The organism is Nocardiopsis sp. FIRDI 009 (assembly GCF_003386285.1).
In the GTDB taxonomy this organism is placed as follows: domain Bacteria; phylum Actinomycetota; class Actinomycetes; order Streptosporangiales; family Streptosporangiaceae; genus Nocardiopsis.
Genome location: NZ_QPNC01000015.1, coordinates 83402 through 105809 on the forward strand (window position 1 = coordinate 83402; position 22408 = coordinate 105809).

The 22408-nt window shown below is 71.9% G+C and carries 18 protein-coding genes; 9 read left to right on the top strand and 9 right to left on the bottom strand.

Features of this window, described 5'->3' with window-relative positions; translation table 11 throughout:
* Positions 1–198 precede the first annotated feature (198 nt).
* The 3 genes from DVR05_RS12305 (at position 199) to DVR05_RS12315 (ending at position 3890) form a co-directional block, all read left to right on the top strand.
* Positions 199–1809 carry an acyl-CoA carboxylase subunit beta gene (locus tag DVR05_RS12305; RefSeq protein WP_116245997.1) on the top strand — a complete coding sequence of 537 codons (1611 nt, stop codon included), beginning with the start codon at positions 199–201 and terminating at the stop codon, positions 1807–1809.
* Complete coding sequence (locus DVR05_RS12310) at positions 1806–2036, top strand: acyl-CoA carboxylase subunit epsilon (RefSeq protein WP_116245998.1); 231 nt, start codon at positions 1806–1808, stop codon at positions 2034–2036. Before DVR05_RS12305 ends, DVR05_RS12310 begins: the two co-directional genes overlap by 4 nt.
* A gap of 81 nt (positions 2037–2117) precedes the next feature.
* Positions 2118–3890, top strand: a complete 1773-nt coding sequence (locus tag DVR05_RS12315) for a biotin carboxylase N-terminal domain-containing protein (RefSeq protein ID WP_116245999.1) — start codon at positions 2118–2120, stop codon at positions 3888–3890.
* A 63-nt stretch (positions 3891–3953) separates the two neighbouring features.
* Here DVR05_RS12315 and DVR05_RS12320 read toward each other — a convergent pair whose 3' ends face one another.
* Positions 3954–4637: a Uma2 family endonuclease gene (locus DVR05_RS12320; protein WP_116246255.1), complete on the bottom strand. Its 684-nt coding sequence runs from the start codon at positions 4635–4637 to the stop codon at positions 3954–3956.
* Between the two features lie 426 nt (positions 4638–5063).
* On the opposite strand from DVR05_RS12320, the gene DVR05_RS12325 reads away from it, so the two are divergent.
* Both DVR05_RS12325 and DVR05_RS12330 read left to right on the top strand, forming a co-directional pair.
* The gene (locus DVR05_RS12325) at positions 5064–6506 is read left to right on the top strand and encodes a dicarboxylate/amino acid:cation symporter (protein ID WP_116246000.1); all 1443 of its coding nucleotides are present in this window, start codon (positions 5064–5066) and stop codon (positions 6504–6506) included.
* A gap of 156 nt (positions 6507–6662) precedes the next feature.
* The gene (locus tag DVR05_RS12330; protein WP_116246001.1) at positions 6663–7931 is read left to right on the top strand and encodes a chemotaxis protein CheA; all 1269 of its coding nucleotides are present in this window, start codon (positions 6663–6665) and stop codon (positions 7929–7931) included.
* 97 nt (positions 7932–8028) lie between these two features.
* On the opposite strand, the gene DVR05_RS12335 is transcribed toward DVR05_RS12330, so the two are convergent.
* Together DVR05_RS12335 and DVR05_RS12340 are read right to left on the bottom strand one after the other, a co-directional pair.
* Positions 8029–8673: an AAA family ATPase gene (locus DVR05_RS12335; RefSeq protein ID WP_116246002.1), complete on the bottom strand. Its 645-nt coding sequence runs from the start codon at positions 8671–8673 to the stop codon at positions 8029–8031.
* Between the two features lie 7 nt (positions 8674–8680).
* Positions 8681–9055, bottom strand: a complete 375-nt coding sequence (locus tag DVR05_RS12340) for a zf-TFIIB domain-containing protein (protein WP_116246003.1) — start codon at positions 9053–9055, stop codon at positions 8681–8683.
* A 165-nt stretch (positions 9056–9220) separates the two neighbouring features.
* On the opposite strand from DVR05_RS12340, the gene DVR05_RS12345 reads away from it, so the two are divergent.
* On the top strand, positions 9221–9841 hold the full coding sequence (locus DVR05_RS12345; RefSeq protein WP_116246004.1) for a PadR family transcriptional regulator: 621 nt from the start codon (positions 9221–9223) through the stop codon (positions 9839–9841).
* 426 nt (positions 9842–10267) lie between these two features.
* Here the strand turns inward: DVR05_RS12345 and DVR05_RS12355 are convergent, their stop codons facing one another.
* Positions 10268–11650: an NAD(P)H-quinone dehydrogenase gene (locus DVR05_RS12355; protein WP_116246005.1), complete on the bottom strand. Its 1383-nt coding sequence runs from the start codon at positions 11648–11650 to the stop codon at positions 10268–10270.
* Between the two features lie 391 nt (positions 11651–12041).
* Between DVR05_RS12355 and DVR05_RS12360 the strand changes: the two genes are divergently transcribed.
* Positions 12042–12866 (top strand): purine-nucleoside phosphorylase, encoded by an 825-nt coding sequence (locus tag DVR05_RS12360; RefSeq protein ID WP_116246006.1) that lies wholly within the window; start codon positions 12042–12044, stop codon positions 12864–12866.
* A 676-nt stretch (positions 12867–13542) separates the two neighbouring features.
* On the opposite strand, the gene DVR05_RS12365 is transcribed toward DVR05_RS12360, so the two are convergent.
* The 5 genes from DVR05_RS12365 to DVR05_RS12385 form a co-directional block, all read right to left on the bottom strand.
* Positions 13543–14175 carry a PH domain-containing protein gene (locus DVR05_RS12365; protein ID WP_198659152.1) on the bottom strand — a complete coding sequence of 211 codons (633 nt, stop codon included), beginning with the start codon at positions 14173–14175 and terminating at the stop codon, positions 13543–13545.
* The gene (locus tag DVR05_RS12370; protein ID WP_116246008.1) at positions 14175–15272 is read right to left on the bottom strand and encodes an adenosine deaminase; all 1098 of its coding nucleotides are present in this window, start codon (positions 15270–15272) and stop codon (positions 14175–14177) included. Before DVR05_RS12370 ends, DVR05_RS12365 begins: the two co-directional genes overlap by 1 nt.
* Before the next feature lie 101 nt (positions 15273–15373).
* Positions 15374–16612 (bottom strand): amidohydrolase, encoded by a 1239-nt coding sequence (locus DVR05_RS12375; RefSeq protein WP_116246009.1) that lies wholly within the window; start codon positions 16610–16612, stop codon positions 15374–15376.
* A 25-nt stretch (positions 16613–16637) separates the two neighbouring features.
* A complete protein-coding gene (locus DVR05_RS12380) occupies positions 16638–17810 on the bottom strand; it encodes a glutamate--cysteine ligase (protein ID WP_116246010.1) in 1173 nt (390 codons plus the stop codon).
* 161 nt (positions 17811–17971) lie between these two features.
* Positions 17972–19087 carry a YihY/virulence factor BrkB family protein gene (locus DVR05_RS12385; RefSeq protein ID WP_116246011.1) on the bottom strand — a complete coding sequence of 372 codons (1116 nt, stop codon included), beginning with the start codon at positions 19085–19087 and terminating at the stop codon, positions 17972–17974.
* A gap of 127 nt (positions 19088–19214) precedes the next feature.
* Between DVR05_RS12385 and DVR05_RS12390 the strand changes: the two genes are divergently transcribed.
* Positions 19215–20336, top strand: coding sequence for a galactokinase family protein (locus DVR05_RS12390; protein WP_116246012.1), 1122 nt, complete (start codon positions 19215–19217; stop codon positions 20334–20336).
* A gap of 145 nt (positions 20337–20481) precedes the next feature.
* Positions 20482–21771 (top strand): LCP family protein, encoded by a 1290-nt coding sequence (locus DVR05_RS12395; protein WP_116246013.1) that lies wholly within the window; start codon positions 20482–20484, stop codon positions 21769–21771.
* Positions 21772–22408 lie beyond the last annotated feature (637 nt).

Genomic DNA, 22408 nt, shown 5'->3' on the forward strand with positions numbered 1-22408 from the left:
CGCCGGTTTTGCCAGCGCGTTAACAATTGTGTGCGGCGGCGATGAATTCACATTCGGTCACGCGCCAATTCGGCGCTCCGACCGGATTCCGGCGTCGCGGCGGGGCCTGGCGGCCCTGTGACCTGGACTGGGGTTACCGACAAGTAACCCAAACCCGGATAGGTTGCTTGGACGTCCACACGACTAACCTGGGGTGTCATGGCCACCGAAGCCCCAGAACCGCTGTCCGCGGCTGAGATCGACATCCACACCACCGCGGGCAAGCTCGCCGACCTGCAGCGACGCCGCTACGAGGCCGTCCACGCGGGTTCGGAGCGAGCCGTGGAGAAACAGCACGCCAAGGGCAAGATGACCGCTCGTGAGCGCATCGACGCCCTCCTCGACCCGGGCTCGTTCGTGGAGTTCGACGCCCTGGCCCGACACCGCTCGACCAACTTCGGACTGGACCGCAACCGGCCCTACGGAGACGGCGTCGTCACCGGCCACGGGACGGTCGACGGCCGCCCCGTCGCCGTCTTCAGCCAGGACGTCACCGTCTTCGGCGGGTCCCTCGGCGAGGTCTACGGCGAGAAGATCACCAAGGTCCTCGACCACGCCCTCACCAACGGCTGCCCCGTCGTGGGCATCAACGAGGGCGGCGGCGCGCGCATCCAGGAGGGCGTCGTCTCGCTGGGCCTGTACGCGGAGATCTTCAAGCGCAACACCCACGCCTCCGGCGTCATCCCGCAGATCTCGCTCGTCATGGGCGCGGCGGCGGGCGGACACGTCTACTCCCCCGCCCTCACCGACTTCATCGTCATGGTCGACGAGACCTCCCAGATGTTCATCACCGGACCCGACGTCATCAAGACCGTCACCGGCGAGGACGTGTCGATGGAGGAGCTGGGCGGCGCCCGCGCCCACAACACCAAGTCGGGTGTGGCCCACTACATGGGCACCGACGAGCGGGACGCCATCGAGTACGTACGCACCCTCCTGTCCCACCTGCCCGACAACAACCTGGAGGAGGCACCGGTTCTGCCTCCCGAGGAGCCGCCGGGAGACGAACCCACCGACACCGACCTGGCCCTGGACACGTTCATCCCGGACTCGGCCAACCAGCCCTACGACATGAAGCGGGTCATCGAGACGGTCCTCGACGACGGTGACTTCCTGGAGGTCCACGCCCAGTTCGCCACCAACATCGTGGTGGGCTTCGGCCGTGTCGACGGCCGCTCGGTGGGTGTGGTCGCCAACCAGCCCATGAGCTTCGCGGGCTGCCTGGACATCGACGCCTCCGAGAAGGCCGCCCGGTTCGTCCGCACCTGCGACGCCTTCAACGTCCCGGTCCTGACCTTCGTGGACGTGCCCGGCTTCCTGCCCGGCACCGACCAGGAGTGGGACGGCATCATCCGGCGCGGCGCCAAACTGCTCTACGCCTACGCCGAGGCCACCGTCCCGCTGATCACCGTGATCACGCGCAAGGCCTTCGGCGGCGCCTACGACGTCATGGGGTCCAAGCACCTGGGCGCCGACGTCAACCTGGCGTGGCCGACCGCGCAGATCGCCGTGATGGGCGCCCAGGGCGCCGTGAACATCCTGCACCGCCGCACGCTGGCCGAGGCCGACGACGTCGAGGCCGAGCGCGCGAAGCTGGTCGCGGAGTACGAGGACACGCTCCTCAACCCCTACTCCGCGGCCGAGCGCGGCTACGTGGACGGGGTGATCATGCCCTCCGAGACCCGGGACCAGGTGACCAAGGCACTGAAGGCCCTGCGGAACAAGCGCAAGCAGCTTCCGCCCAAGAAGCACGGGAACATCCCGCTGTGAGTGAACCGAAACTCCCGCCGCACGTGGTCGTGGTCCGCGGCGCCCCCTCCGACGAGGAACTCGCGGCCCTGACCGCCGTGCTCAGCGCCCGCGCGGCGGCCCTACGCGCCACCGACACCGCCGAGGCGACGGAACCGGTCTCCGGTTGGAGGGACCGGGCACGGAACCTGCGCACCCAGGTCCCGCCACGGCCCGGTCCCGGCGCCTGGCGGCTCAGCACCAGGTGACCACCTCGCCCCGATCCATAGACTTGCCGTTGAGCGGACGGCGCGCTCCCGCTCCGTGCCACAGCAGGAGGATTTCCCACCGTGCGTAAAGTTCTGATCGCCAACCGCGGCGAGATCGCCGTGCGCATCGCCCGCGCCTGCCGGGACGCCGGTCTGGCCAGCGTCGCCGTCTACGCCGAACCCGACCTGGACGCCCTGCACGTCAAGATCGCCGACGAGTCCTACTCCCTGGGCGGGTCGACCCCGGCCGACTCCTACCTCGACATCGCCAAACTCCTGGACGTGGCCGCCGCCTCCGGCGCCGACGCCGTCCACCCCGGCTACGGCTTCCTGGCCGAGAACGCCGACTTCGCCCAGGCCGTCATCGACGCCGGACTGACCTGGATCGGCCCGCCCCCGGCGGCGATCACCGCACTGGGCGACAAGGTGCAGGCCCGCCACATCGCGCAGAAGGTCGGCGCCCCGCTGGTGGCGGGCACCCCCGACCCGGTGGACTCCGCGGCCGAGGTCGTGGCCTTCGCCGAGCAGCACGGCCTGCCGATCGCGATCAAGGCCGCGTTCGGCGGCGGCGGGCGCGGGCTGAAGGTCGCCCACACCCTGGACGAGGTCGAGTCCGCCTACGAGTCGGCGGTGCGCGAGGCGGTCACCGCGTTCGGGCGCGGCGAGTGCTTCGTGGAGCGCTACCTGGACCGGCCGCGGCACGTGGAGACCCAGTGCCTGGCCGACTCCCACGGCAACGTCGTGGTGGTCTCCACCCGCGACTGCTCGCTGCAGCGCCGCCACCAGAAGCTGGTGGAGGAGGCCCCGGCCCCGTTCCTGACCCCGGACCAGACCGAGCGGCTGTACTCGGCCTCCAAGGCCATCCTCGCAGAGGCCGGGTACGTGGGCGCCGGGACGTGCGAGTTCCTGGTCGGCACCGACGGCACCATCTCGTTTTTGGAGGTCAACACCCGCCTGCAGGTCGAGCACCCGGTCACCGAACAGGTCACCGGCATCGACCTGGTGCGGGAGATGTTCCGGATCGCCGACGGCGAGGAGCTGGGCTACGACGACCCCGAGGTGCGCGGGCACTCCTTCGAGTTCCGGATCAACGCCGAGGACGCCGGGCGGAACTTCATGCCCGCCCCGGGGACGATCACCGAACTGGCCCTGCCCACCGGTCCGGGTGTGCGGGTGGACACCGGGTGCGAGGCCGGTTTCACCGTCCCGCAGGCGTTCGACTCGATGGTCGCCAAGCTCATCGTCACGGGGCGGACCCGTACCGAGGCCCTGGAGCGGTCGCGGCGGGCGCTGGCCGAGTTCACGGTGGGCGGGATGCCCACGGTGATCCCGTTCCACCAGGCGGTGGTGACCGATCCGGCGTTCGCCCCCGCCGACCCCGAGCAGCCGTTCGGGGTGTACACGCGGTGGATCGAGACCGAGTTCGACAACCGGATCGAGCCGTGGGCGGGTGAGCCGGGCGTGGCGGCGCCGGTCGAGCGCGAGACGGTGACCGTGGAGGTCGGCGGCAAGCGGATCGACGTGGTGCTGCCCGCCGGTCTGGGCGCCGCCACGGCCGCCGGTGCGGGTGCGGGGGCGGCTCCCAGGCGCAAGCGGTCCGCGCGCCGGGGCGGTTCGGGTTCGGCGGCGGCGAGCGGGGACTCGCTGGTGTCGCCGATGCAGGGCACGGTGGTCAAGCTGGTGGCCGAGGAGGGCCAGCAGGTCGCCGAGGGCGACCCGGTGGTGGTCATCGAGGCGATGAAGATGGAGCAGCCGCTGAACGCGCACAAGGCGGGTGTGATCAGCGGGCTGAGCCTGGCCGCGGGCGAGACCGTGGCCAACGGCGCGGTGGTCTGCGAGATCAAGGACGCCTAGCGCCCGGGCACGTCAGCCACCGAGGGGAGGCGCCGGAGGTCGGTGTCTCCCCCTTCGCGTTCGTCACTCCTGTGACGGCGCCTGCCCGCGAGTACGGGGCCGTTGCGTCAGATCGATGTCCAGATGACACGGGCCGCTGACCTTCAACCGGTCCCGATACACCCCGAGGAGCGAGTACCGATCGGTCAACCGGTCGAGTTCGTACACGTGCACCGCGAGCCCCCGCTCCTCCTGCTCCACCAACCAGAAGTGCGGGATGCCCGCCTCCGCATACAGGAGGGGCTTGCGCACGCGGTCTCTGATCTCGGACTCGGGGGAGACCACCTCCACGACCAGTAGCACATCCTCCGCCGCGAACCACGTGTCGTCCAGATCTCGCAACGCGGACGCGCGCACCAGCATGAGGTCGGGCTCGGGTCGCTGACGTTTGCCGAGCACGGCGGTCATCTCGCGGCAGACGATGAGGTCCTCCGGCACCTGGGCGTCCATCTGCCGGTTCAGCAGCGTGATGGCGAACATGTGGAAGAACTTCTGGGGGCTCACGAAGACCAGGTTCCCGTCAATGAGTTCGGTGTGACGCGGAAGATCCGGGATCCGGTCGAGGTCCTCGGCGGTGAACCCGTCCTGCGGAGGCATGGGGAGCAGCACCGCGCCGTCGAGTTCGGGATCCGGGCGCTCGACCACGGTTGGAACGGACATGTCGTCGCCTCCGGTCGTCGGATCGTTCTCGTCACCCACGGTAGCCATATCCGTCACCCCGTAACGGTGTTTTCCTGAATCATCTCACCCGGACCCGGCGTCCGGCGTGCTCCTCGCCACACCGCCGTCCCACCCTCCGCGACGGAAGCCCCTGGACACAGGCGCTCCGGATGATCCCACCCAAGATTCATCCCAGGACACGTATGGAATAAGTAAGGCTTTGGGGTTATTGTCCTTGGTCGTGACGAACATCTGGGGACTGACGCGACGGTGGCACATCGACCTGTGCCGCCGCGGCTGTCACGCGTGTAGCTAGGTTCACGCGCGCCCGTCGAGGCGTGCGCCGCGCACCCGTCCCGTGTGTCACCTCTCCCTCTCGGTGATACCCCCTCCCTGCCCCGAAGCCGATCCGGCGGCTCCGACCGTGCCGTCGAACCCTCGGCCGTCCTCGCCACCCTTTCTGGAGTCATCTCCGTGTCCTCGCAGAGTGCCACCGCACGTTCGCGAAACCCGTTCGTACGCATCCCCTTCTCCGTCCAGGTCCTGGCCGGTCTGGTCCTCGGCCTCGTCCTCGGTGTCGTCGCCCTCCAGCTCGGCACCACCGGCGACGGTGAGCCGAACTGGCTCGCCACCACCCTCCAGACCGTCGGCTCGATCTTCGTGACGCTCCTGCGCACGATCGTCCCGCCGCTGATCGTCCTCGCGGTCATCTCCTCGATCGCCAACCTGCGCAACGTCGCGGGCGCCGCCCGGCTGGCCTGGAAGACGCTGCTGTGGTTCGCCGTCACCGCCCTGATCGCGGTCGCGATCGGCATCGGGCTCGGACTGGTCTTCCGCCCGGGCCTCAACAGCGGTGTGGACGCCTCGACCGCCGCCGAGCCCTCCACCCAGGGCTCCTGGATCGCCTTCATCGAGAGCATCGTCCCGACCAACGTCCTCGGTCTGACCGCGAGCACCTCCGCGGCCGACGACGGCTCGCTGAGCACGTCGCTGTCGTTCAACGCCCTCCAGCTCATCGTGATCGCCGTGGTCCTCGGCGTCGCGGCGGTGAAGGTCGGCAAGTCCGCCGAGCCGTTCATCAACTTCACCGCCTCCGCCCTGGACGTCGTCCTCAAGGCGCTGTGGTGGGTCATCCGCCTCGCCCCGATCGGCACCGTCGGCCTGCTGGGCAACGCGGTCTACAGCTACGGCTGGACCACCATCGGCGCGCTCGGCAAGTTCTCCCTGGCCATCTACGTCGGCCTGGCGCTGGTGGTGTTCGTCGTCTACCCGGTGATCGCCCGCCTCAACGGCCTGTCCCCGGTCAAGTACTTCACCGGCGTCTGGCCCGCCGTCCAGCTCGGCTTCGTCTCCCGCTCCTCGATGGGCACCCTGCCCGTCACCCAGCGGGTCGCCGAGCAGAACCTCGGCGTGCCGCGCCACTACTCCGCGTTCGCCGTCCCGTTCGGCGCCACCACCAAGATGGACGGCTGCGCCGCGATCTACCCGGCGATCTCGGCGATCTTCGTCGCCCAGTTCTTCCCCGAGGTCAGCCTGAGCCTGACCGACTACCTGCTGATCGTGTTCGTCTCGGTGATCGGCTCGGCCGCGACCGCGGGCACCACCGGCGCGACCGTGATGCTCACCCTGACCCTGTCCACGGTGGGCCTGCCCCTGGAGGGCGTCGGCCTGCTCCTGGCGGTCGACCCGATCCTGGACATGGGCCGCACCGCCACCAACGTGGCCGGTCAGGCGTTCGTCCCGGCGATCGTCGCCAAGCGCGAGGGCATCCTCGACATCGCCCGCTACCACGCCCCGCGCGGCGCCAGCGGCTTCGTCCCGCTGGACGAGGAGCCCGCCCAGCCGCTCAGGGTGGAGGACGACGACACCGACGCGGAGGCGGTCGGGCGGGAAACCGAACCCGCCGCCAAGGGCTGACCCGCCCGCTCCCCGCACGCGCAGCGGCCCGCCGGAGGCGTCTTGGGCGGGCCGCGCCGCGTTGCGGGCCGCCGACCGCGGTGAGACCGTGGGCACGACGGGAACTGCGCGGGCGCCTCGTTCGTCCCTGCTAGTGATGGAGGCGAGAGGAACGACATGTTGCGCCGCTTGGTAACACCCACAGTCCTGACCGCCGGGCTCGCGGCGGCGGTCATGGCCGCCTCGGCGACGCCCGCCGCGGCCGACACCCCGCCCGAGCTGCCCGAGACCCAGGACATCGTCGACGAGCTGGAGGGCGACGGTGTCTTCATCGACCCCAGCATCGACCAGATCCCCGCCGCCGACGAGTCCGCCCTGGAGGCGGCCGCCGCCGGGTCCGACGTGCCCGTCTACTACGTGATCCTGCCGACCGGAGCCGCCGGGTCCAACTCCGGCGTCGACGCCCTCATGGATCCGGTGATGGCCGAGGTCGGCGACGGCGCCTACGGCGTCCTGGCCGGGTCGAACGAGTTCATCGTCACCTCCCCGAACATCGAGGACACCGCGACGATCGAGCAGATCGCGCTCGACCGGGGCGCGGGGAACCAGATCGACACCCTCACCGCCGTGCCCGACGCCGTCGAACAGGCCGAGTCCGACGCCGCCTCCGGTGCGGTCTCCGGGGTGGTCCTGCTCGCCGTCCTGGTGCTCGTGGTCGCGGCGGGCGGCTGGTTCGTCTACAACAGCCGGAAGAAGCGCGCGGCCCGCAAGGCCAAGGAGCTCGCCGAGATCAAGCAGATGGCCACCGAGGACGTCGTCCGGCTCGGCGAGGACGTCGCCCGGCTGGAGATCGACCTCACCGCCGTCGACGAGGCCACCCGCGCCGACTACACGCGGGCCATGGACTCCTACGACCAGGCCAAGTCCCTGCTCGACACCATCTCCGAGCCCGACCAGGTCCGCATGGTCACCAGCGCCCTGGAGGACGGCCGCTACTACATGAGCGCGACCCGGGCGCGGATGAACGGCGAGCCGGTGCCCGAGCGGCGCGGCCCCTGCTTCTTCAACCCGCAGCACGGCCCGTCCTCCGAGGACGTCACCTGGGCCCCGCCCGGCGGTTCCCCCCGGTCGGTCACCGCCTGCCCCGCCTGCGCGCAGGCCGTGCGGACCGGCGGACAGCCGGACGTGCGCCTGGTCGAGGTCAACGGCGAGCGCCGCCCCTACTACGACGCGGGCCCGGCCTACTCGCCCTACGCCGGCGGCTACTTCGGCATGGACATGATGATGGGCATGTTCACCGGCATGATGATGGGCTCCATGATGGGGTCGATGCTGGGCGGCGGCATGATGGGCGCCGGTGAGGTCGGCGACGCCGGGGACTTCGGCGGCGGCGACGACTTCGGCGGTGATTTCGGGGGCGGGGACTTCGGCGGCTTCGACTTCTGAGGTCCGGTCCCGACCACCCACGAGCGGAACCGACGGCTCCGGGCGCGCGCCCGGAGCCGTCGGTGTTCCGGGGCCGTGGCCGCGCGGGCGTTTGGGGTCAGACCGCCGCGCCGGAGCGCGCGTGCAGCTCCTCGACCCACCGGACCACGGTCTCGGCGGTCCGCTCGGGCTCGGTGTCGGTGGTGTCGACGAGGGTCAGCGGCGGGTCGAGGCGGGGTCCCTCCTCCGCGACCCACGCGGCGTAGTCCAGCGTCTCGGCGATCCGTTCCTCGTCCCACTCACGCCAGGCGGGACGCGCCCTCAGCCGCTCGGCGAGGACGTCGGGGGCGCAGGTGAGCGCCAGGTAGTGGATGCCGGAGAACAGCGCGCGCTCGGGGAGGGGCTCGAACTCCGGCGGGACCACGGTCCCGCACAGCACGACCGGCCGCCCGTTCTGCTGCACCATGGCGGCGGTGCGCAGCCAGGTGGAGCGGAACAGGCGGTGGTGCCCGGCGGGGTCACGCAGACCGCCCACCCACAGCAGGTCCTGTTCGAGCACGACGAAGCGGTCGCGGAGGCGTTCGAGCAGCAGTCCGGCGATGGTGGACTTCCCGGTGCCGCTCGGGCCCGACACGCAGTACAGCGGCAGGCGCGCGAACGGCCGGGTCCGCCCACAGCAGGCACAGCGCAGGACGGACTCGCCCGCGCTGGTGTCCGGGGTCTCGTTCCACTCCCCGCAGCGCGTACAGATCAGCGGGTGCACGCGCGGCTCAGTCGAAGAGCTCTTCCAGGAAGCTCTTCTTGCGCCGGCCGCGGTAGGGCTTGGGCGAGTCCCGGTAACCGCCGTAACCGCGCGGGGAGTCGGGGTATCCCCCGTAACCGCGCGGGGAGTCCGGGTAGCCGCCCCGGGGGTACCCCGGCGGCGGGGCCTGGGGGTAGGGCTGGGGCGGGGGCTGGTGGTAACCGGGCTGGGGCGCGCTCGGGTCCGGCGGAGGCGGCGTCGCGTAGTGGCGCTGCTCGGCCGCGATGATGCTCTCCAGCTCACCCCGGTCCAGGAAGATGCCCTGGCAGACGTCACACCGGTCGATGTGGACGCCCTGTCGGTCGTAGGTACGCATGGGGCTCTGGCACTTGGGACAGATCACACCCAGAGATTACCCCCTCGACCGTGAGATCGGCGTAAACGAGGGCGTTTCGTCTGTGCGCACCAGCGGTTTCACCGACCGTGGCGATCCGTTGACCCGAAGCCTTGCGCTATTAGTTACCGAGTAAGCACCGTGGAGCTGGTTACTCAGTAAGTTAGGTGTCCCATGTCAGTCCGCCAGGGGTTCCTCGCCCTGCTCTCCCACGGCCCCAGGCACGGGTACCAGCTCCGCGCCGAGTTCGAGGCGCGCAGCGGCGGCACGTGGCCGCTCAACATCGGGCAGGTCTACACCACCCTGGGCCGCCTGGAGCGCGACGGACTCATCGCCCCCGTCCACGACGACGCCCCCGAGGCACCCGAGCGGTACGCCCTGACCGACGCCGGGCGGACCGAGGTCGAGTCGTGGTGGAACAGCCCCGTCAAACGCGGCGCCCCCGCCCGCGACGAACTCGCGCTCAAGCTCGCGCTCGCGGTCACCACGCCCGGGGTCGACGTGCGGGCCGTCGTGGACGCCCAGCGCGCCGAGACCCTGCGCGGCCTCCAGGACTACACGCGCCTGAAGCGGTCAGGCCGAAGGCGGGAGGCCGCGGAGGAGGACCCGAACGCGGACCTGGTCTGGGACCTGGTCCTGGACGCGCTCGTCTTCTCGGCCCGGGCCGAGATGCAGTGGCTCGACCACGTCGAGTCCCGCCTGGCACCAGCCTCGCGCACGCGCGCCGCCGCCTCCGCGCCGGAACGCGCGGAGCGCGACCGCGCGAGGTCCTCCCGTCCGGGGGCGAGCCGGTGACCGACGCCCCCGCCCCAGCTGAGCCTGCGCCGCGTCACCCGCGTCCACGGCGGGGGACCCACCCGCTTCGCGCTGACCGCCGGCACGGTGCTGGAGGCGGCCGCGTGGTCCCTGGCGGGCCTGGCGCTGTCCCTGTGCGCCCTGGTCGTCGCCGCCCGCGTCGGCAACCCGGCCGCCCCCTGGGAGACCTTCGCGGTGGACGTGTGGGGTCCGGTCGCGGCGGTTCCGGCCGTCCTGGCGGGCGCGGCGGCGGCGGTGTCGGTGATCCGCGAGGAGCACCTGTTCCGGTACTTCAAGGACCGGCAGCACCCGGTTCGGGGGCGGCGGCCCCGGTGGCCCGCGGGGGCGGGGGCCGCCGTCGGCGTCCTTGGCCTGACGCCCGACGGCCCCTCCCGACCCGGTCGACTCTCCGTCCCCGGGCCGCTCCTACTCCGGCGAGGCCAGCATGAGCGACCGCGCCGCCTCGGTGACGCTGCCCGACAGCGACGGGTACACCGCGAAGGTGTGCGCCAGGTCGTCGACGGTCAGGCGCTGCTGGACGGCGACCGACACCGCGAGGATGAGCTCGCTGGCGCGCGGGCCGACGATGACGCCGCCGAGCACGATGCCCGTGTGCTGACGGCAGATCAGCTTGACGAAGCCCTCCTTGACCTCGTTCATCTTGGCGCGCGGGTTGGTGTTGAGCGGCAGCGTGACCGACCGGCCGTCGATCCGGCCGCTGCGCACGTCGTCCTCGCTGGCGCCGACCGCGGCCAGCTCCGGGTGGGTGAACACGGTGGAGGCGACCGTGGAGAGTTTCAGCGGGGAGACGGCCTCGCCCAGCGCGTGCCACATGGCGATCCGGCCCTGCATGGCGGCGACGGAGGCCAGCATGTTCACGCCGGTGCAGTCGCCTGCCGCGTACACGCCCGGCACGGTGGTCCGGGAGACCCGGTCGACCTCGACGAACCCGCCCCGGCCCAGGCGGACCCCGGCCTCCTCCAGGCCCAGCCCCTCGGTGTTGGGGATCATGCCGACCGTCATCAGGCAGTGACTGCCCTCGACCGTCCGGCCGTCGGTCAGGGTGACCTGGACGCCGTCACCCCTGCGCACCACCGACTCGGCGCGGGTCTGGCTGAGGACGGTCATGCCGCGACGCATGAACACCTCCTCCAGGACCTCGGCCGCGTCGGCGTCCTGGGTGGGCATGACGTGCTCGCGCGAGGAGACGAGGGTGACGTTCGAGCCGAGGGACTGGTAGGCACTGGCGAACTCGGCGCCGGTGACACCGGACCCGACCACGATGAGCTTCTCGGGGAGCTCCTCCAGGTCGTACAGGTGGCGCCAGGTGAGGATGCGCTCTCCGTCAGGCTTGGCACTGGGCAGCTCGCGGGGGTGGGCGCCGGTGGCGATGAGGACGACGTCGGCGCGGATCCGCTGGTCGCCGACGGCCACGATGTGCGGGTCGACCAGGCGGGCCTCGCCGATGACCACCTCCACGCCCTCCTTGACCAGGCGTGCGCGGGTGTCGTCGGACTGGGCCCGGGCCAGCGCCTTGATCCGCGGGTTGAAGCGGCCGGGGTCGACATCCACCTCGGCCTTGCCGTCGTGGATGTCGTGGACGTTGATGCCGAGGGCGTCCGCCTCGCGTACGTAGGTGGTCCGCGTGGAGGTGGCGATGAGGCTCTTGGAGGGCACGCAGTCGGTGAGGACGCAGGCGCCGCCGATGCCGTCGCGTTCCACCACGGTCACGTCCGCGCCGAGCTGTGCCGCGACCAGCGCCGCCTCATAGCCCCCGGGTCCGCCACCGATGATCACGACCTTCGTCACGCTGCCTCACTCCCTCTTCGGTTGGGCCACCGCGCCCGTTCCCGGTCCGGGGCGAAAATCGGGCATGGCAGGGCACCACCAGGTTTTTCGCTTGGTCCCATTGTCGTCCATCCCGACCGGAGCAAACCGCAGGTGCCCCCGGTCGACGGGGCCCGGCGTGCGCCGTGGGCCACCTCACGACGTGTGCGCGGCCCCACAGCGCCGGAGAATGGGACGAACACCACTTCACGCCCTCGAATCGGGCGCAGTGAGGGGTGGCCCGGGGCGTTCCCGGTGTCACCGTGCGTCCCCCGTCTCCCCCCATGCGGGCCGACCCCCACCCATTCCGCCCGACGGACACACTGCGTTGCGTTCCGGAACAATCCGACTACACAGAGGTAGCATCCGGCTTGTGAGTGAAACAGAGCAGTCGCCCCAGACGACCGACGAAGCCAAGGACCTCGCGGCCGAGGCGGCACGGGAGCTGTTGTCCCGCGCGGGTGCCGACAGCTTCGACGCCCTGGTGGTGCTCGGGTCGGGCTGGGCGGGTGCGGTCGACACCCTGGGCTCCTCCGACATCGAGTTCGACATCTCCGAGCTGCCCGGATTCGTCACCCCCACCGCCAAGGGGCACTCCAGCAAGGTCCGGAGCATGTGGGTGGGCGACAAGCGCGTGGTCGTGTTCATGGGGCGCGTCCACGAGTACGAGACCCACGACCCGATGCGGGCCGCGCACGCGGTGCGCACCGGGCTGTCCGCCGGGGCGGGGATCGCGGTCCTGACCGGTTCGGCCGGGTCGCTGCGGGCCGACTTCGCGCCGGGTCTGCCGGTCGTGGTGCGCGACCACATCAACCTGACCGCGCGCTCCCCGTTGGCCGGGGCGCGCTTCGTCGACCTGTCGGAGGCCTACAGCCCGCGACTGCGGGAGATCATCCACGACGTGGACCCGTCGCTGGCGGAGGGGGTGTACGTCTCCACGGTGGGTCCCCAGCTCCAGACCCCCGCCGAACTGGCCCTGCTCCGTCAGGCGGGGGCGGACGTGGTCGGGCGGTCGATCGCCCTGGAGACCATCGCGGCGGTGGAGATGGGGGCGGAGGTGCTGGGTCTGGCGATCGTCACCAACGACGCGATGGGCGCGGTGCTGACGCCCTTCGAGTCCGACCAGGCGCTGGAGGTCGTCAAGCAGCGGGCCCGGCGGCTCGGCGAGCTGCTGCACCGGGTGATCGACCGGGCCTGAGCCCGAGGACCCGGGGCCGCGGACACACGACGAGCCCGACGGAGGCGATCCGTCGGGCTCGTTCCGCGCCAGGGAGGGACGTGCTCCGGTGCCGCGCGGGATCCCCGCAGATCCCGTTGGACTCGCGACGCGCCGGAGCGCCCTGACTCGCGCCACGGGAAGGCCGCGGACCGCGGGCGAACCCGCGAGTCGTCCGGCTGGGACACCTCCGGCCGCACCGGGCGAGGCCGGTACCGGCGTGGCGAGCGTACACCCCGAGGCCGGGGGGGTGGACGGCACCGACCGTGGTGCGGCCGGAGGCGGTGCTTCCCGGTGCCCGTCCGCGCGGGATCCCCGCAGATCCCGTTGGACTCGCGAACCGGGCACCTCTTACTTCCCGTTATTCAGTTGGACCGCGCGCGACGCCCTCGGGGGAAGAACCGGGCGGCTGGACCATCCGCGCGAAGCCCGACCGCCCGACGCTCTCCCTTAGGCATGCCTTACCTAACCAGAAGCCGGGGGCCGCGTCAACCCCTCGGCGCGGAGGGAGGGTCCCGATCACCGCACAGCTCGGAGGCGGGAAGGACCGCGCCGCAGGCGTCCGTTGAGGGCGGCGGAGGGCGACGAAGCGGGGGTACAGCGCCGCAGGCGTCCGTGGAGGGCGACGGGCGGGCCGGTCACCCCGCCGGGGAGCTGTTCAGGCGAGAACCAGCGTCCCCACGACGAACAGCGCCGTCAGCGCGAGGACGACGATCACCTCGACCGGCACCATCGTCTGCGGCTGGTCCTCCGCGCCCAGCGCGGCGGGACCCGCCTCCGCCACGTCCCGGATCGGACCGCTCAGGGGCCGGGCCTTGTGCCGCTCGGCGTCCCGGCGCAGCTGGCTCGCGACCACGTCCACCGGCCGCTGCCGGGCCGGGTCGGCGTCGTCGTCGGGCGCGTCGGCCAGCCCCGAGTCGCGTCGGAGGTTCTCGCGGACCCTGGCGCGCCTGGTCTCCCGCAACGGCCACGAACGCACGATCCCGGTCGGGGTGTGCACCCGCAGCACGTCGGTGACGTCCACCCACACGACCGCCGCCCAGGGCACGAAGGTCTCCCGGATCGGGTTGATCACCCGCAGCCCGCGCGGCGTGGAGACCACCCGCGGACGCAGCCACACCAGGTACACCCCGGCGACGCTCGCCACCAGCACGGCGGTCGCGATCCAGGCCGAGCGGCCCTCACCGCGCAGGAGCACGTCGACCAGCAGCAGGACGGCGATGACGACCCACACCAGCGCCAGGACCCGCGAGGAGGTCGAGGCGTGGGTGGTGGACTCGGACCGGTCCATCAGACCGTCGCCCACTTCAGCTGCGCGAAACCGGGCTTGATGACCCCGTTGATCAGGGCCAGGCGCTCGTCGAAGGGGAGGAAGGCCGACTTCATCGCGTTGACCGTGAACCACTCCAGGTCGTCCCAGCCGTAGGAGAACGCCTCGGAGAGCTTGGCGAACTCCTCCGACAGGCTGACACCGCTCTGGAGCCGGTTGTCGGTGTTGACCGTGACGCGGAACCGCAGGTCGTGCAGGAGCCGGATGGGGTGGTCGGCGATGGACCCGGCGGCGCCCGTCTGGACGTTGGAGCTGGGGCACATCTCCAGCGGAACGCGCTTGTCCCGCACGTACTGGGCGAGACGGCCCAGACGCGGCACGCCGTTCTCGTTCACGGTGATGTCGTCGACGATGCGCACGCCGTGGCCCAGGCGGTCGCACCCGCACCACTGGAGGGCCTCCCAGATGGACGGCAGGCCGAAGGCCTCGCCCGCGTGGATGGTGAAGTGGAAGTTCTCGCGCCGCAGGTACTCGAAGGCGTCCAGGTGGCGGGTGGGCGGGTTGCCCGCCTCGGCGCCCGCGATGTCGAAACCGGACACCCCGGCGTCCCGGTAGCGCACGGCCAGCTCGGCGATCTCCGACGAACGGGCCGCGTGCCGCATCGCGGTGACCAGCTGCCCGGTGCGGATGCTGCGCCCCTGGTCGGCGGCGCGCTTCTCACCCAGTTCCAGCCCCTCCTGGACGGCCTCGACGACCTCCTCCAGGGTCAGCCCGGCCGACAGGTGCTGCTCGGGGGCGTAGCGCTGCTCGGCGTAGACCACGCCGTCGGCGGCCAGGTCCTCGGCCGCCTCGGCCGCGACCCGCACGAGCGCGTCGCGCGTCTGCATGACGGCGGTCGTGTGCGCGAAGGTCTCCAGGTAGCGCTCCAGCGATCCGGAGTCGGAGGCCTCGCGGAACCACACGCCCAGTTCGGCGGGGTCGTACGTGGGCAGGCCGGTGTAGCCGGCCTCCCGCGCCAGTTCGACGACGGTGGACGGGCGCAGTCCGCCGTCGAGGTGGTCGTGCAGCAGGACCTTCGGTGCCCGCCGGATCTGCTCAACTGTGAGTGGGTGGTTCATACTCCTCAGAATGCCACCCGGGTCGCACGCGACCGCCCACGTCGGCGCCAAGTTTCCGAGAATCCGGCAGATCCGCCGCCGCGGGCAGGAACGGACACGGCTCAGGCGAGGGCCTCGTCGTCCACCCGTTCCCCGGCCCGGGCGGCGTTCCACAGCGCGGTCATCGCCGTGGTCACCATGAAGCGGGTGCCCACGCCGATGGCGCGCTCGTCGACGTCGAAGGTTCCCCGGTGCAGGTCCAGCATGGGGCCGTCCCAGTCCGGCGAGTGGGTGCCCAGGCGGGCCAGGGCGCCGGGCACGTGCTCCAGGTACCAGGCGAAGTCCTCCCCGCCCAGGCTCTGGGGGGTGCTGGCCACCGCGTCCGGGCCGAGGGCCAGGCCGACCGCCTCGCGCATGATCTCCACGCTCTCGGCCTCGTTGATGGTGGGCGGGACCCCGCGGCGGTAGGTGACCTCGGCCTCGGCACCGTAGACGGAGGCCACGGACTCGACCAGGCCCTTGACGATGTCCGGCGCCGCGTGCCATGCCTCGTCGTCCAGGCAGCGCACCGTGCCCTCGGCGACGGCGTCGTCGGGGATGACGTTGGGTGCCGCCCCCGCGCTGATGCGCCCCCAGACCAGGCTGAACCCGGCGCGCGGGTCGACGAGTCGGGACAGCGCGGCGGGCAGCTCGGTGACCACCTTGCCCAGGGCGTAGACGAGGTCGGAGGTCAGGTGCGGGCGCGCCGTGTGGCCTCCCGGTCCCGACAGCCGCACCATGAGCTGGTCGCAGGCGGCGGTGATGCCGCCCACGCGCAGTCCGACCCTGCCCACCATCAGGCGGGGGTCGCAGTGCAGGGCGAAGATCCGGTCCACGCCCTTCATCGCCCCGTCGTCGACCACCTCGACCGCACCGCCGGGCAGTTCCTCGGCGGGTTGGAAGACCAGCCGGACCCGCCCGGGGAGGGCGCCCGCCCGGTCCTGCTGGGCGAGGAAGACCGCCGACGCCAGCAGGATCGTGGTGTGCACGTCGTGTCCGCAGGCGTGGGCGGCACCCGGAACGGTGGAGCGGTAGGGAACCCCCGCCTTCTCGTCGGTGATCGGCAGGGCGTCGATGTCGGCCCGCAGCGCGACCAGGGGGCCCGGCCCCGAACCGATGTCGCACACCAGGCCGGTGCCCGGCGCCAGGACACGCGGACGCAGCCCCACCTCGCGCAGCCGCTCGGCGATCCGCCCGGTCGTGCGGTGCTCGGCGAAGGCGAGTTCGGGGTGCATGTGCAGGTCCCGGCGGAAGCCGGTGAACTCCCGCTCATGGCGCGCCAGAAAAGCGGTCAACTGTTCCGGCAGGTCACGTCCCTGCATGCGAGGGTCCCCTCTTCTTCGCGTATCAGCGTGCACCGGCTCCGTCGCCGACACTGACCTCTGCGCGGGTGAGGCCGCCCCGGAGCTCGGCGGCGAGCATGTCCACGACGTCGTCGAGTGATCCGCCCTCGGCGACGACCGCGCGCTGCCGTTCGTAGGAGGCACCCTTGTCCAGGATCTCGGAGACCAGGTCCAGGTCCTCGGCGCAGCCCAGGCGGGCCGCGACCGGTCGCAGCTCGCGGACCAGCTCGTACAGGTCGTCCCGGATCGGCACCGTGGTTCCGTGCCCGTCCGTGATCACACGAGCGTCGAGTCCGTAGCGGGTGGCCCGCCACTTGTTGTCGCTCACCAGCCAGGACGGCGGGTTGGGTAGCCCGTACCCCCTGTCGAGCTGGTGGTCGAACAGCTCCACCAGGCTCTGGCAGAGCGCGGCGGCCATTCCCACCTCACGCAGGGTGGGAATCCCGTCGAACATCCGGATCTCGACGGTGCCGAAATCCGGGTGCGGCCGGATGTCCCACCACACTTCCTTGATAGAGGCGATGGTACCCGCCCGCAGAAGCGTTTCGAGGTATTCCTCGAAAGCCGACCAGCCGGACAGGTTCGGCGGCGGCCCGGAGGTGGGAAGGGCGCCGAAGACGACGGATCGGGCGGAGGCCAGGCCCGTGTCGTGCCCACTCCAAAATGGGCTGGAAGCACTCAAAGCAAGAAAATGTGGGAGGAACTTCGCAAGGGCGTTCACCATGGGAATGGCCTTCTCCGGGCTGCGCACCCCCACGTGGACGTGGACCCCGCAGGTGAGGATCCGCCGGGCGAGCCACTGCATCTGCTCGACCAGCTCCCCGTAGCGCTCCCCGGGACTGAACGACTGGTCCCGCCAGTCGTCGATCGGATGGGTCCCCGAGCAGGTCAGGGTGGTTCCTCGCGGGTCGAGGACGTCCCGCATCCGGTCGATGTTGCGGGCCAGGTCGCGCTTGGCGTCCTCGACCGTCTCGCAGATGCCGGTCACGACCTCCACCTGCGACTGCATCAGTTCGTGCCGAAGCGGGGGGACGTCCGCGCCCGCACTGAGGTCCGGGAGCTCGGAAAGGAGTTCCTGCGCTTCCTGCCTCAGGTGTCGGCTGCTGCGGTCGACGAGTTGGAGTTCCCACTCCACGCCGAGCGTCGCGCGTTCGGACGACTTGAATGCGATTCCCATCTGCCCTCCGAGGGGGGGTGGTCGCCGACGGTCTCACGGTCGGCGGTCGGTGCGCCCCGATGAAACGGTCAACCGAGACAGAGGAGGACTACCCTGCCGACACCTCGCGCATACGGGACGAGAACACACAGTGAGGTAATTTCCTCATGCGTGAAGAACGTTCATTCCCCGTCGGAATCACGGTCGCGCAGCGCCCAGGCCACCGCCCCGGCCGCGCCCGCGGCACCGACCAGCGACAACGCGGCGGCCACCGCGCGCTGGGCGGCGCGCCGCTCCCGGCCGACCGCCCGCGGCCGCCGGGGGGCGGGAGCCGTCCGGGGCCAGTGGAGTCCGTTCTGCTCGGGCAGCGGGAGGGTTCCGGTGTAGGGGGGCGGCATCGGCAGCCACGTCGCCGTCCACGCCGCGCTGAACATCACCAGGCGCATCACCAGGTTGATCCACACCAGCAGCCCCACCAAGACCGCGAAGGACGCGTACACGGGGTTGCTCAGGGTCCCGGCGAGCAGGAGCGCGGCGGCGGCCTTGAGGACCTCGAAGCCGACCGCGCCGATCAGCGCGCCCCGCCACATCGCCCGGGTGGGCCGCCCGCTCCCGGACAGCAGGGCGAAGGCCAGCACGAAGATGAGCGAGTTGGCGCCCACCGCGATGGCCACGGCGAGCGCGCGCAGGGTGAGGTTGGCCAGCACGGAGCCGTCCAGGCCCACCCACGACAGCAGCCAGGTCGTGGCGGCCTGCGCGACGCTGGTGAAGGCGACCGTGAGCAGCAGGGCCGCCCCCAGCCCGACCATGACGAGCAGGTCGCCCGCCTTGCGCACGAGGTAGTTCGGTCCGTCCTTGACGCTCCTGAGCCAGACCGCGTGCAGCGCCTGGCGCATCTCCGAGACCGCGTTCAGCCCGGCGTAGAGCAGGCCGAGCACACCGATCAGCCCCGCGCCCACGCGCGCGCGGGCGACCTGTTCCATCGGCAACTGCTCGGACAGGCCGGGCAGCATCTCGTCCAGGGCCCGCTCGAAGTAGGTGCCCAGCTCCGGCCCGCCCGCCGCGACGACGAAGCCGAACGCCGCGAACGCCAGCGCGATCAGCGGGAAGAAGGACAGGAAGGTGAAATACGTCACCGCACCCGCGAGCAGACTCCCGTTGCGGTCGGCGTAGCGCTCGTAGGCACGGACGAGGTGGTCCACGCCCGGCCTCCTGCGCCGGAGACCCCAGTAGGCGTCCATGGCCAGGTTCCGGTAGTGGCGGGACGTGTCCTTGGCCCGGTTCAGCGCTGCGGGCATGGCTCCCCTTCCGCTCCCGTTCTGGACCGCAACCGTAACCAGACCGGAGGGACGGGGGAACACGCCACGCGCCGTCCCGGCGGCAGACTTGTGGGGCGGGTGTTCACCGAGTGAGAGAGGTTGTCAGGTGGGGGGCACGGTGGCACGGTGGCGTGCCGCGTTGGGCCTGCGTTCGGCGGGCCCCCGGGGGGAATGGCCGACGACCGCTCCGGACGCCGACGCGGTGGCGGGAGCCTTCGCCGCCGCGTACGGCACGGCGGCCGGCGGCGTCTGGCGCGCGCCGGGACGGGTGGCGCTCCTGGGCGAGCACACGGCGGCCAGCGGCGGCGCCGCCCTGTACGCCGCCCTGCCCTGGGGGGTGACCGCGGCCGTCGGCCTCGCGCCGGGCGGCGGCGTGCGCGTGGGCACGCCCGGCGGCCCGCTGAGAGCCCGGGAGAGTGCCGCGCGGGCGGTGGCCGGGGTGATCGACGAGGCCCGCCGGGGCGGCCTTCTGCGGGCCGATCAGGGGGTGCGGGTCCTCCTGGACTCGGACCTTCCCGAACGGACGTCCCTGGGCCGCGCCGCGGCCGCCGGGGCGGCGGTCGCGCTCGCCCTCGCCGACCTGGCGGGCGGCCCTCCTCCGGAGGGGGCCGACGCGGACCAGCGCGTGGCGCTCGCGGCCCGGCCGGGGCACGCGGTCAGGGTGAACCTGAGGACCCTGCGCGCCAGGGAGCTGCCGTTCGACCTGGCGGAGGAGGGGCTGCGGCTGCTCGTCGTCGACACCGGCGCCCTGCCGCGCCGTGACCCCGGGCCCGTGCACGCCGCCGCGATCCGCTCCGCCCAGGAGGTGCTGGGGCCGCTCCGCTCCGTGGACGACCTGCGCGCCGCCCTGCGAAAGCTGCCCGACCGACGGCTGCGCCGACGGGTCGAGTTCGAGGGCACGGAGAGGCACCGGCTCAACGCGGCGGTCGGGCTGCTGCGCGCGGGCCGGGCCGGGGAGGTCGGTCCCGTCCTGGAGTCCTCCCACCTGTCCCTGCGCGGGTTCGGCCTGCCCCCGGATGAGGTCGAACTCGCCGTGGAGACCGCCGCCCGCTCCGGAGCGCGCGGTGCGCGGATGACCGGCTGGACGGGAACCGCCGTGGCGCTGGTGGACGAGGCGCGGGCCGACCGGGTCGGACGGGCCCTCACCCGGGCGTTCACCGACCGCGGTCGGGTCCCTCCGCGCGTGCGCGCCGCGCTTCCCTCGGCGGGCGCCCACCGGCTGCGCTGAACCGCGCCCCGCGCCGGGGATCTCCTCCGGCGCCGGAGCCGAGGGCGGCCCCGCGGTTCCGGAGTGAACCCCGCTACAGTTTCCGCGATCACACACGGCGGACAGACGCAGTCGACGTGCGGTGCGGAGCGGATAAGGCGATTCGATGGCAGACTCACGGAACCGGGGCGGCTCCGGCCCGACCGGTGAACACGACAGTCCGGGTGTGTTCCGGCGCGCGGGCGACCCCGACAAACCGGACGAGTTCGAGCGGCTGTACCGCGAACGCGAGTCGGAGCAGCGGCCCCTGGGCGGGGCTCGGCGGGTCCCGACCGCGGAGGAGGCGCCGCCGCGGCGCCCCGTACCGAAGCCGCGTCCCTCCCGGAACCGGAGCCGCACGCACGGCGCGGCGCGCGAGTACGACGGCACCGGCAAGGCCCGTCGCGCCCGGGAGCGACGTCAGAACCGGGTCAGGAACATCGCGCTGACGGTCGTGGCGGCCCTGCTCGTCGTCCTGATCGTGCCCCCGGCCGCCGTCTACCTCTGGGCGGACGGGCAGCTGAACCGCATCGACGCCCTGCCCGACTACGAGGACAGGCCGGACGAGCAGCCGGGGACGACGTTCATGATCGTCGGCTCGGACAGCCGGGACGGTCTCAGCGAGGAGCAGATGGACGAGATGGCCACCGGCTACGCCGAGGGGCGCCGGACCGACTCGATCATGGTGCTGTACATCCCCGAGGACGGGGAGCCGACCATCGTCAGCGTCCCGCGTGACTCCTACGTCCAGCTGGCCATCCCGGGCTACGCCGAGAACAAGATCAACGCGTCCTTCGCCGACGCGCTGTGCGGCACCGACGACGCGGGCGAGCAGGTCTGCGGCGGCCCCAGCGCCCTGGTGGAGACCTTCGAGCGCGCCTCGGGCGTGCACATCGACCACTACGTCGAGATCGGCATGGGCGGCTTCGTGGGCCTGGTGGACGCCCTCGACGGCGTCGAGATGTGCCCGGAGGAGCCGATGGAGGACCCGAAGGCGGGTCTGGACATCGAGGCGGGCTGCCAGGAGATGGACGGTGCCACCGCGCTGGGCTACGTGCGCACCCGTGCCACCCCGCGGGCCGACCTGGACCGGATCCAGCGGCAGCGGGAGTTCTTCTCCGTGCTGGTCGAGAAGGCGTCCGCGCCGTCGACGATGTTCAACCCGTTCCGCGCGCTGCCGCTGATCTCGGCGGGCACGGACACGTTCGTGGTCGACGAGGACGTGCACATGCGGCACATGGCCACGATGCTGCTGGCGATGCGCGGCGGCACGCAGACCACGTCGATCCCCGTGGGCTCCACGCCGACGCTGGACGGCGTCGGATCGGTCGTGATCTGGGACGAGGCCCTGTCCGGGGAGATGTTCGCGGCGATGAGCGAGGGCGAGCCGATCCCGGAGAGCACCATGCGGGACTGATCCCCGGCCGAGCCCGCGAGGCCGCACAAGCAGGGCGAAGGGCCGCCGAAGGCGTCGATTGAGGGGTGGCCCCCGCTCCCCGCGAAGCGCCCCCTGAGGGCGGCGGGTGACGGAAAGGCGAAGGGCCCGTCGCACGAGGCGACGGGCCCTTCTTCGTGACGTTCCGTACTGTGCGCGCCTACCCCCCAGCGGGCGCACGGCCGGCACGTCGGTTCGTGGTGGCTCAGAGGGGCTGACACCCGCCCTGGCCTGCCGGTTCTCACCGGCGTGACTCCACAATAGGTCAAAGTTCGCGAAAGGTGTAAATCCTGGTCGCGTGGCCTATGTCGCACCGGGCGGTCACCCTCGTGGCGCGACCCCTCCATCTTCACACCCGCGCCCCCCGCGTGTGCGCCGAACACGGAAAAGAGTCCGGGAAAGTTCGCTCCCCGAGGCGGCCAAACCACCCGTGTACGGCGCGATCGGGATGTTCGGGGCACGCGCGCGGCCCGGACGCGACGACGCCCGGGCGCCCCCTCGCGGGGACGCCCGGGCGTGACCGAGGTCTCACCGGCGTCTGGGCTCGACCCCTCGGAACGGCCGCCCCGGTCGGTGACGTTCGGGAGCCGCCGGGGTGCCGCGGGACGAGGGGGCGCCG

Coding starts and splice junctions, on each gene's coding strand:
- DVR05_RS12330 (WP_116246001.1), top strand. CDS start 6,663: ATGTTGCGCCGCTTGGTAACACCCACAGTCCTGACCGCCGGGCTCGCG.
- DVR05_RS12370 (WP_116246008.1), bottom strand. CDS start 15,272: ATGAACCACCCACTCACAGTTGAGCAGATCCGGCGGGCACCGAAGGTC.
- DVR05_RS12345 (WP_116246004.1), top strand. CDS start 9,221: ATGTCAGTCCGCCAGGGGTTCCTCGCCCTGCTCTCCCACGGCCCCAGG.
- DVR05_RS12385 (WP_116246011.1), bottom strand. CDS start 19,087: ATGCCCGCAGCGCTGAACCGGGCCAAGGACACGTCCCGCCACTACCGG.
- DVR05_RS12320 (WP_116246255.1), bottom strand. CDS start 4,637: ATGGCTACCGTGGGTGACGAGAACGATCCGACGACCGGAGGCGACGAC.
- DVR05_RS12375 (WP_116246009.1), bottom strand. CDS start 16,612: ATGCAGGGACGTGACCTGCCGGAACAGTTGACCGCTTTTCTGGCGCGC.
- DVR05_RS12380 (WP_116246010.1), bottom strand. CDS start 17,810: ATGGGAATCGCATTCAAGTCGTCCGAACGCGCGACGCTCGGCGTGGAG.
- DVR05_RS12305 (WP_116245997.1), top strand. CDS start 199: ATGGCCACCGAAGCCCCAGAACCGCTGTCCGCGGCTGAGATCGACATC.
- DVR05_RS12395 (WP_116246013.1), top strand. CDS start 20,482: ATGGCAGACTCACGGAACCGGGGCGGCTCCGGCCCGACCGGTGAACAC.
- DVR05_RS12365 (WP_198659152.1), bottom strand. CDS start 14,175: ATGGACCGGTCCGAGTCCACCACCCACGCCTCGACCTCCTCGCGGGTC.